Source organism: Kaistella yananensis (assembly GCF_026107505.2).
GTDB classification, from domain to species: Bacteria; Bacteroidota; Bacteroidia; order Flavobacteriales; family Weeksellaceae; genus Kaistella; species Kaistella yananensis.
On the sequence record NZ_JAPCHZ010000001.1, the window covers coordinates 654218 to 668624 of the forward strand.

Genomic DNA, 14407 nt, shown 5'->3' on the forward strand with positions numbered 1-14407 from the left:
TTATGAACCAATCCTTCAACCTGCTTTTTTATGTGAAGAAAGCAAAGATTAATTCTCAGGGTGAAGCCCCAATCTATCTCCGTATTACTATCGACGGAAAAGTGAGCGAAATCAGCACAAAAAGGCATATTAAGCCAGCTCAATGGAATTCTAAACAAAAGGTTACCGGCAATACAGAATCGGTCAAATCGCTTAATTTTTTCCTCAAGACATTCGAACAGAAAGTTTATGATGCCTACCATCTCCTGATGAAGGAAAATTCATTCATTACAACTGAAAATTTAAAGAATGAACTCCTGGGTACAGAAATAAAAAAAAGGATGCTCATCCCAATTTTCCAGGACCATAATAACCGGATGGAAAAATTAGTAGGAAAAGAATTTGCCAAGGGGACGCTTGGCAGATATCAAACTTGCATCAGCCATACGAAAGAATTCTTAAAATGGAAATTCAATACTTCTGACATAGATATTAAAAAGATTGATTACGCTTTTCTGAATGATTTTGAATTCTATCTACGAACCGAAAAATCCTGTAACAACAATTCCGCAGTAAAATATTTGAAAAATTTTGGGAAAATAATCAGAATTTGTTTGGCAAATGGCTGGCTCGACAAAGATCCTTACCTCAACTACCATTCAAAATTTAATGAGGTAACCAGAGTTTTCCTCAATGAAAAAGAATTAGAGAACCTAATCAATAAGGATTTCAAAAACGAAAGACTATCATTGGTGCGGGATATTTTCCTGTTCAGTTGTTATACTGGTCTTGCTTATATTGATACGCAGAAACTAACTCAGGGCAATATCAATCTTGGATTAGACGGCAACAAATGGATTTTTACCAAGCGGCAAAAAACTAAGACAACTTCCAATATCCCTTTACTTCCACAAGCAGAACATATTATTGAAAAATACAAGGACCATAAAACACGCCTCAATTCCGGGAAGCTATTGCCGGTTCTAAGCAACCAAAAAATGAATGCTTATCTCAAAGAAATTGCAGATATATGCGGAATAAATAAAGAGTTAACCTATCACATTGCCAGACATACTTTTGCAACGACAGTTACCTTATCTAACGGTGTTTCTATCGAAAGTGTAAGCAAGATGCTTGGGCATAAGAGCATTAAAACTACTCAACATTATGCTAAAATTTTGGATGCAAAAGTGAGTGAGGATATGATAATGTTAAAATGCAAATTAAGCTCTCCAGGAAAATCTGTTACGAAAGTGATATGACACCGGACTCCAATTCCTTTTTCCTCTGCTTAATAAAATCAGTAGGGCGTATTCCATTAATTTCCAAAAACAAATCCGAAAAATTTTGGCGGGAAGAAATACCACATTCATCTGCCAAACCTTGAACAGAGTAACCCAAAACTTTAGAATCATTATACATCAGTTCAGTGATGTAATTAATTCTTAAGGTAGAAAGATATTTATTAAAGTTCACTCCCATCACATCGTTAATATATTCTGAAAGATAAGTAGTGTTAGTTCCGAAATTCTCCGCAAGTTGTGGAAGCGTTAACCCATTTTCCTTAAAATTTTTTGAAATCTCAAATTGATCTAATTTTTTTTCCAAATCTGCAAATACATTCTTGCTTATTACAGATTTACTTTTTTGAGGTATGTTTTCGTAAGAAATTAATGGTTCTGATTTTTGATGGTTTAGTAATTTTACCTTTAACTCGGAATATTTAATTCTGATATTCTTTTCCTTTTTATATAGTTTCCAAGTAGTAAATAAAAGTATTCCAACTACAAAAACTAATAGAAAAATTGCACGTAAACTCCAATGATTTTGATTCTCAAGTTTAATTTTAGCATCTTCTAAAATTTGAGTATCGTAATCTTTATGAATTTTTGCAGAGAGATATGGAAAGTCTTTCGTTAAAATACTGTCGGCTCGAAGCAAATTATTAGTGTAATACAACTCTTGCTTATAATCTTTTTTTTCTTTACGGAATTTTATTAATAATTCATAATTTTCTCTGAGTTCTGGAACGATGAAAGAGTGCTTTTGAAAAATAGAATCTACCTTTTCAAATTGTCTTATAGCCTTGGCTTGGTCTCCCATTCCCAAATAACTTTTTCCAACATAAAAGTCAGCAACTGAAGTCCATGCAAAATCATTATTTTTTTTCAAGATTGGTAAGGCACTATTAAGTTTACCAATTGCTTCAACGTAATTTTTTTGATGAAATTCAAGTATTCCTTTACATTTTGTAAAATAGGCCTTTTCTAAAGGAAAATCTTTTGTTCTGCTAGTGAATTGTAACCCTACTTGCACTAAAGAATCTGCTTTTTTGAAATTACTCAAGTTTCTGTAGCAAATGGTTGCTTGGTGCAAGCTATTGAGATATCCTTTGCTATTATTGTAAATTAAATTTGGGTGATAATTTCCTTTTGTTTTAGGTTCAAAAAAACTAATACATTCTTTGAAATGTTTTACAGCCTCATTGAAATATCCCAAATAGCTTTTGACTACACCCATATGGTAAATTATCTTATACCTTTGATATTCATCGGATCCCTTTTTAGAATATTCATAGGCTTTAAGATACTCTGAAAGCGCTGGCTGATATTTTTTAAAATTAAAATAATAAATTGTGCCCTTTCCCAAGTAAGAGCGACTTATAAGATCATTATTATCAGTTTTCAAAGATGCAATAATACAACTGTCAGCATATTTTAATTTCTTATTTGGGTTTGAACTAAAATAAAAAGCATCTTCATAACCTTGTGCTAATTGTTCATAATTTTTTTCGGATTTAGCCTTATAAATAAATTTATTAACTATGGGAAGCGCTGAATCGTCATTTTGCTCATACATTTCATATTTTTTTCTAGCATCAATGTAAGTTTCTTGCGCATTCATTTTTGATAAAAATGAAAACGAGAATACTACAAACACTAAAAACATGTATGATTTAAAATTCATCGAAGTATATTGAATGGAACTTTAGTTTCAAAAATAAACAATTTTCGTTAGAGTAGGGGAAAATTCAAGAAAAATAATTTACCGTCCAACATGTTGATTTTCAGCTAATATTATTTTTTTTGTGTCGTAATTTATAAATGCTGACGTCATTAATCTTAAATTCCTTAGTTCAGGACGCCATATCCTTGCACGATTTTTTTAACCCTAATACATTAGCCACAGAATTCTAAAATAAAAATTTCCCGGCCGGGATAAACTTTACAACAATAAAAAATATGAAAAAGTTTATCTCATTCGTAGCATTAGCTACTGTATTATTTTCAGCAATTGGATGTCGAGAAGCAGAACAAATCTCAGATTTTTCTGAAAATCAAAACTTAAAGTTTGCAGCAAAAACGGTTAATGATTCTGCAAATATACAGACTAATGCAGAAAACAACACCCAAATGGAGAATACTCCTAAAGATCCTCCCGTAAAAGATGGACATAATTGGTAATATAATTCATTAGATGATTGTTTACATTTATAAAATGTGAATTTAGAATTATGGTAAAAATAAATTTTATAAAATTAATTTCTTTTCCTTGTGCCTTAGCTTCATTTTATTTTGTAGGTGCACAAAATAAAAATGATAGTATTACTACAAAAGAAATTAAAGAGGTTCTTATAAAATTGCAACGAAAGAAACAATTTTCCGATCATGCCAATTATACTTTTGATAAAGAAGCATTGGAAAAATCAAGACATTCCAAGGATTTGTTATCTACACTTCCAGAATTGCAACTCGATCCCATTTCAAATACCATCGTAAGCATTATAGGCGGAAAAACGCTTTTTCTGATTAACGGCATTGAAGCCTCGGACAACCAAATAAAGAGCATTGTACCGACCAATGTTGTTCGTGTTGAATATTTCGATATTCCGCCTGCAAGATATTCCCAACGCGCCGAAACCGTGGTGAACATCATTACAAGAAATCCCGAAGTTGGGTATTCTTACGGTGCAGACGTTACTTCGGCATTGACTACAGGATTTGTAATCGGCTCGGCTAACGCAGGGTATACGAAAGGTAAGAATGATTTTGGCTTGGAATATTCTATTAATCTGCGGGATTATGACAACCGTATCGTTGACAAAGTGTACGACTATCATTTACACAATAGTCATTACCGTTCAGAAGAACAGCAAAAGGACCATTTTGGATACACTTATCATAATATGGGATTAAGATATGCGAATGTGGATGCAGGAAAGTATGCGTTTCAGGCAAAATTTAATATGGTGCTGAATTCAAGCTTTAATAAAGGACTTGGAACAAGTTTGTTTACAAAGGATGCTTCAGAAACCTCGCATAATACCATTCACAACAGCAATTCCAATTATTCGAACCCTTCTGTAGATTTGTAATACTCAAAAAACATCGGTAAAAAAGACGAGTTAAGTTTGAATATAATCGGATCCTACTACAATACCAAATCTTATCAGTTTGACCGAGAATGGAATATCGCCACCAACACCGATGTTTTTAACAACGATATGAACCTAAAGGCAAAGCAGACGGGAATTGTCGGGGCTAGCGGTAGCGGGAAAACAACGTTGATGAAAATGCTGCTGAAATTTTATGAACCAGTAAAAGGTGGAATAAAATTTAATCATTTAAATCTAAATGATGTCTCTCCAACGGATCTTAGAAAAAACTGCGGTGTAGTTATGCAGGACGGTTTTATTTTTTCTGATACGATTGAGAGAAATATTGCAACAAGCGATGAAAATATTGATTATGAAAAGCTAAATAAAGCATTAGATACTGCAAATATTAAGTCTTTTGTTGAAGAACTTCCGTTAGGATTAAATACGAAAATTGGAGCTTCAGGTAACGGTATTTCAGGAGGACAAAAACAAAGAATTCTTATTGCAAGAGCAGTTTACAAGAACCCACACTTCATTTTGTTTGATGAAGCTACCTCTGCCTTGGATTCAGAAAATGAAAAGATAATTCACGATAATCTGCAATCTTTCTTTAAAGGAAAAACAGTGATAATAGTGGCTCACAGACTTTCTACAGTAAAAAATGCAGATCAAATTATTGTACTGAAAAATGGTGAGATTGTAGAACATGGAGATCACCAGGAGCTGGTAAACAAAAAGGCAGATTACTTTAATTTGGTTAAAAATCAATTGGAATTGGGAAATTAATTAATTAAAAGACTTTTTAATCAAGTAGTGCGCAATACAAGATTAAATTGTATTAATCAAAAATCAAATTTATAATGAAAAACAACAATTTTTTAAAAATTGCTACTTTTAGTTTTTTAACGTTAGTAGCTTCGTGTAGAGAAGAGTTACCAAACACAGAAAAAACTAATGATGTTAGTATTCAAGAAAGCAGTGTGAAGAATGGGAGATTGTATTTCCCCAACAAAGAATCATTACAATTTGCATATGATAAAGTAAAAAATGCTGATGATGAAGCCATTGCAAAATACATTGATAGTAAAAATATCATATCATTGAGACCTGTTGTCACAAAAGAAAATGAGAAACTAGTTAATGATAAATTACAAACCAGGATTTCTTATTTAAAGACAAATAAGCGTTTTATGGCAACAAAAAATGCTGGTGCCAGAATTGCAAATGATGAAGAAATTGCCGATGACATTGATGATTTGGAAGAAATTGTAGGTGATGATGCGTATAGTGCATTTTTAAATCAACAAGCTGAAATTCAGGTTGCAGATGAAATTTATAAATATACTGATGTAGGTTTATTTATAGTTCCAGAGGAAAACTACCAAGAATTGGGAGATTATTTAGCAGTAAGAAATATTTCAGATGATTTGCTTTATCCTACTGATGAATCTGTAAAAGAAAATTTTATAGAATCCCAGCCGACAAATCAAAGAATATCGGTTGATACCAATATTGATTATTTTAATGCGAGAATTGCTCCGATTGATCCCGACTCTGGTGGTGGTGGCGGAGGTGGTGGAACCTATTATCCACCAGTTGTAGATCCTAATCAGCAAATGGTAAATTTCATTAATGGTCTTCAAAACTGCAGTCCTACAAATGGCCTATTTGATGGTATTTTTGGAGATAGTGATATTTGTAAAGATCAGTATGAAAGTAGATACCGAGTAAAGACAAAGGCTTATAATTATAACTATTATTTGGTCTATAATTTAGGGGTTAAAGTTAAGCATCAGTATAAGGGTTGGACAGGAATATGGCGTAAGGAAAATTGTGATGAATTGAGATTGGGAGTTATTGGCGGTCAGTTTTCATACGACTATTCTTCTTATTTTCAATATCCTCAGACACAATATAATATAACCACAATATACAACAATAATAGTCGTCTAATGTTTGACGCAACTACTTATTGGTCACAAAATGGTTTGAACATTACTGGTTATTCAACTCAAGGCTTCCCAAAAATATTACAAGATGATATTGTTATTGAACAGTTTTCCAATAATCAATACATCAACCAAGCAATTCAAGCGGGTAATAAAGCTTTAACTGCAGACAAATTGAACCAGCAATTTTGGAATTATGTAATTCCTACCCTTGGTACTTGGTGGCAAAATCTAGGTAAGCCTGCACCTACTGCTAATAACATCACATATATGTATAAAGCTCCTACATATGGAAAAATTCTTATACAAAAAACATTTTATAATAGTGCCTATAATGATGATAAATTAGAAAAATCATTCGATTGGGGATTTCAAGTTGGCTTTAATTTAGACCCTTCAACCGGAAATATTAGCCCAACAACTGGAGAGGGATTGCATAAGCCTCAAGAATTTAGAGTTTTAATGTATGGAATTGCTAAAAGGAATGGGCAGTGGCACGGTAGTAAAATAAATACTATAAATAATTAAGAAAATGAAACGATTAACTTTTTTATTAATTATTGCATTTTGCTTTACAAGTTGTCAACGAATAATTGAGCAAAATCAATTTAATACAGAGTTAAACAATTATACATCTCCATACCAGGGTACCTGGTATGGAGCATATAATGGTGCTGAAAATGGTCAGTTACAAATAATGGTCTATAAAGCTGGTAATATTGAAGTAAAACGCATTTTTAATAGTACCACAGAAACTTTCTACGGACAAGTCTATGATAATGGTGTTTTAAATGATACGTATTCAAATTCTGGTTTTTTTCTTTCGGGTAGTTTAAATACTAAATCAGGAGTATGGAAACAAGGATCTTTAAATGGTAGCTGGACTGTAACAAAACAATAATCAAAATTGCATAAGATAAAATGAAAAAAGTATATATAATTGCACTACTTACTATTTCTAGTTTAGCACTGTCTCAAGAAAAAAATGTTAGTGTTGAAAAGTCAGTCTTTAATATTCAGACGGGCTTTGTTGGTTTTTGGGCAAACAACGAACTAAAATTGGCAAAATCAATTGTGCTAAGGTCAGAAATTGGCATTGAGCCTATTTGGCTTGTCGGAGATGGTACAGTTTGGCATCCAAATTTTAGACTTGAACCTAGGTATTATTATAACCTTGAAAAAAGAGTTGAAAAAGGCTATCCAATAAATAACAATTCAGGAAATTTTTTTGGAATTGCCCTTAATTATAGACCAGATGCTGTCGTCTTTTCTAACAATAAAGATTTAAAAACAATTGAGAGTATTTCTTTTGTTCCGAAATGGGGAATTAGAAGGAACTTCGGCAATCATTTTAATTATGAAGCTGGCTTTGGCTTTGGTTTCCGCCACGAGTTTAAATATAAAAATTATGGAGAATTTGATATTCATTTAAGAATAGGCTACACTTTCTAGAAAAATATTATGAAAAACATTTACGCACTTTATGGCAGAGGAGAAATAGGAAAAACCTCAACAATTAAGGAGGTATACAAACTGCTTATTAAAAAATTTGGTAATAAAATAATCGTTGAGACTGATACGAATATTTTTTATGAAAAAGGTGATATCAGAGTTACGGTTAAAATTAATGGTAAATTAATTGGGATAGAAAGCCAAGGTGATCCTGATTCTAGGTTGAAAACAAGCTTGAACATTTTTGTTGAAATGAACTGCGATATTATTCTGTGCGCAACTCGAACGAGGGGAACCACTGTCGATTTTGTTAAGCTATTAGAGCCAGAATACAAGATTGATTGGATTAAGAAACCCGATTTTGGTAATGAAGATGAACAGAAAAATAAGGAATTGGCTGAAGACATATTTAATAAAATAGTTGCAGAGTTATAAAGCCCGTCCTAATTTATAAATCACGACCTATAATGCTTGTAAATTAGGACAATTCAACAATATTTTTGCTTTGCTTATCAAAACCAAATGCAGGAATATTTTGAAAATATAATCGAAACGCTCCAGGAAAACATCCAGGAATTATCCATGGAGATTGATAATCCCATTGTATTTTCCGAGTTGGCCATCAAATTGAGTTTGGATACGCTTTCTGAGCTTAAGAAATATGTTCTCGAACACCCATTCCAAAATATTGAAGATGAAATTTGGTTTTTCAAAAATATTAAACCAAAAATTCTTTCAAAATTAATCTATCATAATTCAGTTTTCAGGATAGAGACCAAAAAGCCAAATGGTGGTGAGAAAATTATTAGAAAATATTATGAATCACAATTGGCCAAGCTCAAAAATTATTTTGAGAATAATTTAGAGTTTTATAAATATTACAGAACTGGAAATACCTTTCTGGATGATCATTATTTTGTAAGAGGTAAGTATGATATAAAGCTGAGTTTGGATACTTACTTCTTTGAATCGGACCATTCTTTCACTACTTCCCACGACTATAAAGTGGCCAAAATTATTGCCAATGACCAACTTCAGGTTTATCTTGAAAATGAGCTCACTAATCTTTACAAAACCCACAGCAGAGAAGAGAAGGCAGAACTTTTGTCCGGTTTAAAATGGACAGCTCCAAAGGTTTCGCTAATTGAATTGCTTTATGCTTTGCACGCAGAAGGCGTTTTTAACAATGGCGCAGTGGAACTGAAAGAAATTGCAGAAAGTTTTGAGAAAATGTTCAATATCGATCTAGGACAGTTTCACAGAGTTTTCCTTGAAATTAGAATTCGTAAATCCTCAAAAACGAAGTTTCTGGATAATCTGAAAGAAACCCTTGTAAAAAGAATGGATGATGCGGATGAAAATTAATTATTACTAACCAAAATACATAATATTATGAAAAAACATTTTTTTATGACATTAGCATGCTGTTTATTTTTACTATTCACATCATGCTCAGACTCTTCAATATCAACTCAATTTGATGAAAGAGGTTCTGAAAAAATCACAAAGTTTACTTCTGATATAAATGAAGAAGCTGATGCAGCAATTCAGGAAGAAGCAAATTTAAAGATTGGGAAATTAATGCAAGCTTTTGGAGCGAACAATGCATTAGGGAAATCCAATGTTAGTTATCCAGATTATTATGGAGGTTCATTTATATCTGATAAGGATATTTTAACCATTTATATTTCAGGTAAGTTTGGCGTAGGTAAAAAAGAAATACTGAAAATAATTGACGAAGACAAAGTAAAATTTAAGCCGGCAAAATTTTCCTATAAATATTTAACAGGCTTAATGGATGAATTGAATGTTTGGGCAAAAACTAAAGAGGATCCCTCTTTGTTAAATTTTATTTCAACCTTTGGGGTAATGGATGAATTTAATACAATCGAGGTCAATGTTTTGGGATTGGATGAATACAAGAAATCTCTCTTAGAAAAATCTATATTTGGAAAAGAAGGAATCAAATTTACAAATGTAAGTGGAAGAGTTAAATTAGAAACAATAATATATCCGGGATGTGCCGTTGATAGAACCCCTTCCATGGTCACCGCTGGTTCAGTAGGATTTAAGGCAAAAAGAAATTCTGATGGAAAAATCGGATTTGTTACTGCCGGTCATGCAATATCAGTTGGCGAAACTGCTTATTATGGAGGTGCAGCGGTTGGCACTTGTGCAAATTCAAAACAATCTGGAACGGTTGATGCTGCATTTGTTGTTTTAAATAATATATCAACAGATGAAGTAAGTAATACACTTTGCAGCACTGTTGACAATTTGTCTTTATCTACAACTCTTCCCGGTGTTGGAACAGTTGTTAATAAAAGAGGTAGGCAGACGGGGGCAACATCTGGTAAGATTTTAAGTACGAATATAAGTATAATTAGTGCTACAGGGGAAACTATTGATAATATGTCAACTGCAGATTATAATAGTGATGAGGGTGATAGTGGTGGTACTGTTTATACTTACATAAGTAGTACTGGGGCAAGACCAACAGCTGGAATACATATGGGTGCAATTGGAACGACAAGATATTTTACAAAAGCTACAAATATCCTTAGTACTTTTGGATTATCTAGGAATTAAAAATAAGTAACTTAATTATTAAAAATAAAGTAATGAGAAGTTTGCTTTTGTTATTGCTTACTATAAGTTATGGATGTAACAAAAAACTCAATCCTACAAATCCATCTGTTAATAAATATTCAATGAATGAAAATGTCTTAAATAGAAGTGAAAAAACGGAGGTAGTACTAAAAATTTCACCAAAAATTTTCAATTATTCTGATTCAAAAAAAGAGGGTACTTATAAACTCATAAATAATACTGAAAATCAAATATTATATTCAAGCGATTTTATTATTGAGAAATTTAATGATGAAAAATGGTTAAAACAGGCTTTAGATCCTAAATTAGTTTTTGGAGAGATTAATTATTCATTAGAAAAGAAAACCTCAAAATCTTATCCGCTTTTTTTGAAAACTTTTATGAAAAATAAGCAGTTAGAAAAAGGACTTTATAGAATTGGTAAAAAAGTATGGATTTCTGAGAATCCCAAAGATGTTCGATATGTATACGATGAATTTTTAATTGAATAGTTAGAAAAAATCACAATTCTGTGCAACTTGTGATTTGCAACTTGCTCAGTTTATAAACCCTAAAAAGTAATTTTTAATAACACTTTTTAGGGTTTTTTGTTTTAAAAAATCGTTCACAACTTCGGTTTCACTTGTGAAATGGTCTCACAGATAATCCCAAACTTTGTTGCCACAAATAAATTCTTATCATTATGGCAATCGAAGTACTCACCAAAGAAGACCTTCAGGATTTCAAAAAAGAACTTTTGGAGGATATTAAAAGTTTATTTCATTCAAAATCTTCAGGACAGAAACAATGGCTTCGCTCAGCGGAAGTTCGGGAACTACTTAACATTTCATCCGGCACACTCCAAAACTTACGAATCAACGGGACTCTTCGCTATTCAAAAGTGGGTGGAACAATTTATTATGATTTTCAGGATATTGAAAAAATGGTGCAACCTAAATAATTGGAGGTTATGAACTGCATGCAATATCTGAACAGTTTTTTCAGCCAAATTCTGAATAATGATAGATTAAGTCCTACGCATATCAGCATGTATATGTCGCTTTTCCAACTGTGGACAATTAATCGTTTTGAAAATCAATTTCGAATTGTAAGAGAAGAGGTGATGAAAGTAAGCAAGATAAAATCCGTCGCCACTTACCATAAATGTCTTACAGATTTGCATAATCTAGGCTACATCATTTATGAGCCGAGTTTCAACCCATACATTGGAAGTTTGGTTACTATCGTAGAAACTTCATCTATCCAGCGTAAAAGTAGGAATATTGACTCTGCAATTGACAAATCGCTCAATTCTTTCAAAGATGAAAACTTAATGGATGTAGGTAAAAACTCACCTAATGTTAACTCAATAGATTTTCAGCCACCACATCTTTCTGAAATACGAATGTATTTTCAGGAAAAAGAAGCCCCAATGGAAGAAGCACAAAAATTTTATGATTATTACGAAAAAATCGGATGGACTGTTGCCCGAAAATTTCCAATGAAAAGTTGGACGGCTGCAGCAAGAAATTGGTTGAAGAAATTAGATAGAAAGGAATTGTAATCTCGTTAAAATACGAAAGTGTAATGAAACGCATAAATTCGAAAACCCCACTATTAAACCTTACTGTCGAAGAGTTTTTGGAAGTATCCAAAAAAATTGTTGCTGACGAAAATTATGCTCACGGACTAAAAGGCTTAGCAAAATTCCTCGGTTGCTCGAGATCGAAGGCCTCCGAAATAAAGTCAACGGGAATTTTAAATGAAGCCATTGTCCAGAAGGGAAATATTATCATTATCGATAAGAAGAAAGCGTTAGAACTTCTTCGAAAAAATTAGAATGTATTATCAGGAACTTATTGATCGATTGTGGCGCTTCAATGAAAATACCCGTCTTGGTGCGATCGCTATTGCCATGTATTTGTATCTCCTGAAGATGGGTAATGAAAATAATTCTTATAAAGTAGTTGTTTCGGATGGTGTAATCAGTGCCACTTTAGGAATCACGAGAAAAACGGTGAAGACAACCAAGAAAAGATTGAAAAATTATGAACTTATTCAATTTGAGGCAAAGAAAGGTTTGCCGTGTTCGTACCGGTTAATTCTCAACTACAATTTAAATATTGAGACTTTAGAGAAAACCCCTGAAAAGAGTCAACCGGAGTCCGAATCTTTCGTTGAAGAAGAAGTAGAATTCTTTTCTTCAAAAGCAATTTCTAGTGATGTTTTACCAAATGACAAACTGCTAATTACGGAATTATCTAAACCGACAGAACCAAATCCATCCGAAGACAGCAAAAATCCAACATTTGAAGAATTTTTAGCGTATGCAAAAACATTGGATTCCTACAAAGAGGAACTGGATTCAGACATCAAAGAGAAATATCAAACCTGGGAAAAAAACAATTGGCTCAACAACTTTGGAAGACCCATTAAGAACTGGAAATCTTCTTTGAAAAGTGTTTTGCCGTATTTGTCGAACAACCTTAATGCTGAAAACGCGTCAGTTGAAATTCCCACAATCAACAGACCAAACTCTCCTTAAAAACAATTACTTACAAAGAACTCGATACTATGAAAATATCAGATTTGAAGCCCGGACAAAAAGTGAGTATCAATGGAATATCTGCCGAATATTTAGGAATCCAGAAAGTGAGGATTCCAAACTTTGGAAAGGCAGAGAAAAGAGTTTTTAGATGTGAAGGAATTGATGTTTACAGATATTACAATCTCAACGAAGGCTCTAAAACGCTTAAAAGTGAGAAAATAAAACTACAGAAGAATTCATAGGGGTTTTAATGACGAGATTAAAATGGCTGTTCCTGAAAAAGAGGTAAAACTCATCCGTAAAAAATTTGAAAATAAAGTTGATAATGTTCCGGAAAAAATACGCTTCGGCAACCGATTTGTGGATGATTTTATTTTCGAAGACCAGCAGGCAGCAGATATTCCGATTAATGCACTTAGAGTGATTTTCAACATTATCTCGATTATCGGAAACGAACAGTTCCATCCGGAAATTCGCCCAAAACAACTCTCATTGTTTGATGAAGAGTTTGAGACCGAAAACAATATTTTCGCCTCGATCAAAATACGGAACAGCAGGATTTCGCCAAGTGGTTCCACAAAGCAGGTGGTAGATGCTTACGAGTTTCTCGCCAAATTCAAAATGGGATGGTACAAATCCATAAACTCAAAAGGTAGGGAGATTAAGACATTTGGCGGACTTATCTCCACGCCAAGTTACGACCAGAGAGGTTTTACAAGTTTCCTTATCAGCAGTTACTGGTTGAAGAAGCTGCTGGTCATTCCCGAATACAACTACGTCCTTTACAACCTCGTGTACAATATCCGAAACAACAAGCATATTATTTTTGCGATTTGGCTTTCCAAAATTCCCGAAAGCGGAACGGTTTTAAAACTTGCAACATTCAACAAAAAGTTTGGACTGAATTATAAATCCGCGAAGGATTTTTGCTTCAAATTTTTAAAGCCCGCACGAATTAGTTTTGATAATTTCAATACGCTTTCCTTCAATTTCAGATATGAAAAAGATTCCATCTTTATCGTTCCATATCACAACAAAAATGCTCAAACCGATAATCAATTATTGAACTCAAGCCCATTTGAAAAATTTGATCAAATGAAAAACCGTTTTGATCCTACGGAAAAAATAACAAGAAGACTTATCTATTTCAAAAGCAGATATGGATTGGGTGAAACCGATGCAATACAGTTTTTCCATCAGTATAAAAACATTGCACAGACGAGGGATTTGATAGAGAGGGCATTTAAGCAATTCATACAAAACTGCAGAATGAACAAAATAAAATCAACACGGTTTCAGGGAAAACAGTTCTTAAATGAAATTCAGGAACATATCAAGATTATCTATGGGAACACAAAAATGGGAGAGTTATTTCCCAATGGCTACCCGATAATCCTCTGAATTCGGAATTGTACTCACCCGTAATTCGGAATTGCACTCTCAAAAGTTAAAGAACTGTTAATAAATAGGAATTTTTGATTCTGATTTCGGAATTGCACTCACCGACAATTC

General features: G+C 32.9%; 17 protein-coding genes and 1 pseudogene. 17 read left to right on the forward strand and 1 reads right to left on the reverse strand.

What is annotated here, in order from left to right:
• Window positions 1-2 precede the first annotated feature (2 nt).
• Window positions 3-1241, forward strand: coding sequence for a site-specific integrase (locus tag OK344_RS02915; protein WP_265143365.1), 1239 nt, complete (start codon window positions 3-5; stop codon window positions 1239-1241).
• Here the strand turns inward: OK344_RS02915 and OK344_RS02920 are convergent.
• The gene (locus OK344_RS02920; RefSeq protein ID WP_265143366.1) at window positions 1225-2883 is read right to left on the reverse strand and encodes a helix-turn-helix domain-containing protein; all 1659 of its coding nucleotides are present in this window, start codon (window positions 2881-2883) and stop codon (window positions 1225-1227) included. The two genes, OK344_RS02915 and OK344_RS02920, sit on opposite strands and share 17 nt — an antisense overlap.
• A gap of 338 nt (window positions 2884-3221) precedes the next feature.
• On the opposite strand from OK344_RS02920, the gene OK344_RS02925 reads away from it, so the two are divergent.
• The 16 genes and pseudogenes from OK344_RS02925 (at window position 3222) to OK344_RS03000 (ending at window position 14296) form a co-directional block, all read left to right on the forward strand.
• Entirely contained in the window at window positions 3222-3443 is a 222-nt protein-coding gene (locus tag OK344_RS02925) for a hypothetical protein (protein WP_265143368.1), read from the forward strand.
• A 50-nt stretch (window positions 3444-3493) separates the two neighbouring features.
• The gene (locus OK344_RS02930) at window positions 3494-4354 is read left to right on the forward strand and encodes a TonB-dependent receptor (protein WP_265143369.1); all 861 of its coding nucleotides are present in this window, start codon (window positions 3494-3496) and stop codon (window positions 4352-4354) included.
• A 138-nt stretch (window positions 4355-4492) separates the two neighbouring features.
• Window positions 4493-5143: pseudogene (locus OK344_RS02935) on the forward strand (ATP-binding cassette domain-containing protein); the annotation flags it as partial.
• 74 nt (window positions 5144-5217) lie between these two features.
• Entirely contained in the window at window positions 5218-6834 is a 1617-nt protein-coding gene (locus OK344_RS02940; protein ID WP_265143370.1) for a hypothetical protein, read from the forward strand.
• A gap of 4 nt (window positions 6835-6838) precedes the next feature.
• A complete protein-coding gene (locus tag OK344_RS02945; protein WP_265143371.1) occupies window positions 6839-7207 on the forward strand; it encodes a hypothetical protein in 369 nt (122 codons plus the stop codon).
• A 20-nt stretch (window positions 7208-7227) separates the two neighbouring features.
• Window positions 7228-7758 carry a hypothetical protein gene (locus tag OK344_RS02950; RefSeq protein ID WP_265143372.1) on the forward strand — a complete coding sequence of 177 codons (531 nt, stop codon included), beginning with the start codon at window positions 7228-7230 and terminating at the stop codon, window positions 7756-7758.
• 9 nt (window positions 7759-7767) lie between these two features.
• Entirely contained in the window at window positions 7768-8193 is a 426-nt protein-coding gene (locus tag OK344_RS02955; RefSeq protein ID WP_265143373.1) for a hypothetical protein, read from the forward strand.
• 87 nt (window positions 8194-8280) lie between these two features.
• Window positions 8281-9123, forward strand: coding sequence for an RteC domain-containing protein (locus tag OK344_RS02960; protein WP_265143374.1), 843 nt, complete (start codon window positions 8281-8283; stop codon window positions 9121-9123).
• 27 nt (window positions 9124-9150) lie between these two features.
• Complete coding sequence (locus OK344_RS02965; RefSeq protein ID WP_265143375.1) at window positions 9151-10347, forward strand: chymotrypsin family serine protease; 1197 nt, start codon at window positions 9151-9153, stop codon at window positions 10345-10347.
• A 32-nt stretch (window positions 10348-10379) separates the two neighbouring features.
• On the forward strand, window positions 10380-10859 hold the full coding sequence (locus OK344_RS02970) for an immunoglobulin-like domain-containing protein (RefSeq protein WP_265143376.1): 480 nt from the start codon (window positions 10380-10382) through the stop codon (window positions 10857-10859).
• Window positions 10860-11050: 191 nt separating this feature from the next.
• Window positions 11051-11308: a helix-turn-helix domain-containing protein gene (locus OK344_RS02975; RefSeq protein WP_265143377.1), complete on the forward strand. Its 258-nt coding sequence runs from the start codon at window positions 11051-11053 to the stop codon at window positions 11306-11308.
• Between the two features lie 9 nt (window positions 11309-11317).
• Complete coding sequence (locus OK344_RS02980) at window positions 11318-11911, forward strand: transcriptional regulator (protein ID WP_265143378.1); 594 nt, start codon at window positions 11318-11320, stop codon at window positions 11909-11911.
• Window positions 11912-11934: 23 nt separating this feature from the next.
• Complete coding sequence (locus OK344_RS02985) at window positions 11935-12186, forward strand: DUF3853 family protein (protein WP_265143379.1); 252 nt, start codon at window positions 11935-11937, stop codon at window positions 12184-12186.
• Between the two features lies 1 nt (window position 12187).
• Window positions 12188-12892, forward strand: coding sequence for a hypothetical protein (locus tag OK344_RS02990; protein ID WP_265143380.1), 705 nt, complete (start codon window positions 12188-12190; stop codon window positions 12890-12892).
• A 29-nt stretch (window positions 12893-12921) separates the two neighbouring features.
• A complete protein-coding gene (locus OK344_RS02995) occupies window positions 12922-13137 on the forward strand; it encodes a hypothetical protein (protein WP_265143381.1) in 216 nt (71 codons plus the stop codon).
• 22 nt (window positions 13138-13159) lie between these two features.
• On the forward strand, window positions 13160-14296 hold the full coding sequence (locus tag OK344_RS03000; RefSeq protein WP_265143382.1) for a hypothetical protein: 1137 nt from the start codon (window positions 13160-13162) through the stop codon (window positions 14294-14296).
• Window positions 14297-14407 lie beyond the last annotated feature (111 nt).

Bases quoted from the DNA above. Each gene is read 5' to 3' on its own strand.
- OK344_RS02915 (WP_265143365.1), top strand. From the start codon at position 3: ATGAACCAATCCTTCAACCTGCTTTTTTATGTGAAGAAAGCAAAGATT.
- OK344_RS02920 (WP_265143366.1), bottom strand. From the start codon at position 2,883: ATGAATGCGCAAGAAACTTACATTGATGCTAGAAAAAAATATGAAATG.
- OK344_RS02925 (WP_265143368.1), top strand. From the start codon at position 3,222: ATGAAAAAGTTTATCTCATTCGTAGCATTAGCTACTGTATTATTTTCA.
- OK344_RS02930 (WP_265143369.1), top strand. From the start codon at position 3,494: ATGGTAAAAATAAATTTTATAAAATTAATTTCTTTTCCTTGTGCCTTA.
- OK344_RS02940 (WP_265143370.1), top strand. From the start codon at position 5,218: ATGAAAAACAACAATTTTTTAAAAATTGCTACTTTTAGTTTTTTAACG.
- OK344_RS02945 (WP_265143371.1), top strand. From the start codon at position 6,839: ATGAAACGATTAACTTTTTTATTAATTATTGCATTTTGCTTTACAAGT.
- OK344_RS02950 (WP_265143372.1), top strand. From the start codon at position 7,228: ATGAAAAAAGTATATATAATTGCACTACTTACTATTTCTAGTTTAGCA.
- OK344_RS02955 (WP_265143373.1), top strand. From the start codon at position 7,768: ATGAAAAACATTTACGCACTTTATGGCAGAGGAGAAATAGGAAAAACC.
- OK344_RS02960 (WP_265143374.1), top strand. From the start codon at position 8,281: ATGCAGGAATATTTTGAAAATATAATCGAAACGCTCCAGGAAAACATC.
- OK344_RS02965 (WP_265143375.1), top strand. From the start codon at position 9,151: ATGAAAAAACATTTTTTTATGACATTAGCATGCTGTTTATTTTTACTA.
- OK344_RS02970 (WP_265143376.1), top strand. From the start codon at position 10,380: ATGAGAAGTTTGCTTTTGTTATTGCTTACTATAAGTTATGGATGTAAC.
- OK344_RS02975 (WP_265143377.1), top strand. From the start codon at position 11,051: ATGGCAATCGAAGTACTCACCAAAGAAGACCTTCAGGATTTCAAAAAA.
- OK344_RS02980 (WP_265143378.1), top strand. From the start codon at position 11,318: ATGAACTGCATGCAATATCTGAACAGTTTTTTCAGCCAAATTCTGAAT.
- OK344_RS02985 (WP_265143379.1), top strand. From the start codon at position 11,935: ATGAAACGCATAAATTCGAAAACCCCACTATTAAACCTTACTGTCGAA.
- OK344_RS02990 (WP_265143380.1), top strand. From the start codon at position 12,188: ATGTATTATCAGGAACTTATTGATCGATTGTGGCGCTTCAATGAAAAT.
- OK344_RS02995 (WP_265143381.1), top strand. From the start codon at position 12,922: ATGAAAATATCAGATTTGAAGCCCGGACAAAAAGTGAGTATCAATGGA.
- OK344_RS03000 (WP_265143382.1), top strand. From the start codon at position 13,160: ATGGCTGTTCCTGAAAAAGAGGTAAAACTCATCCGTAAAAAATTTGAA.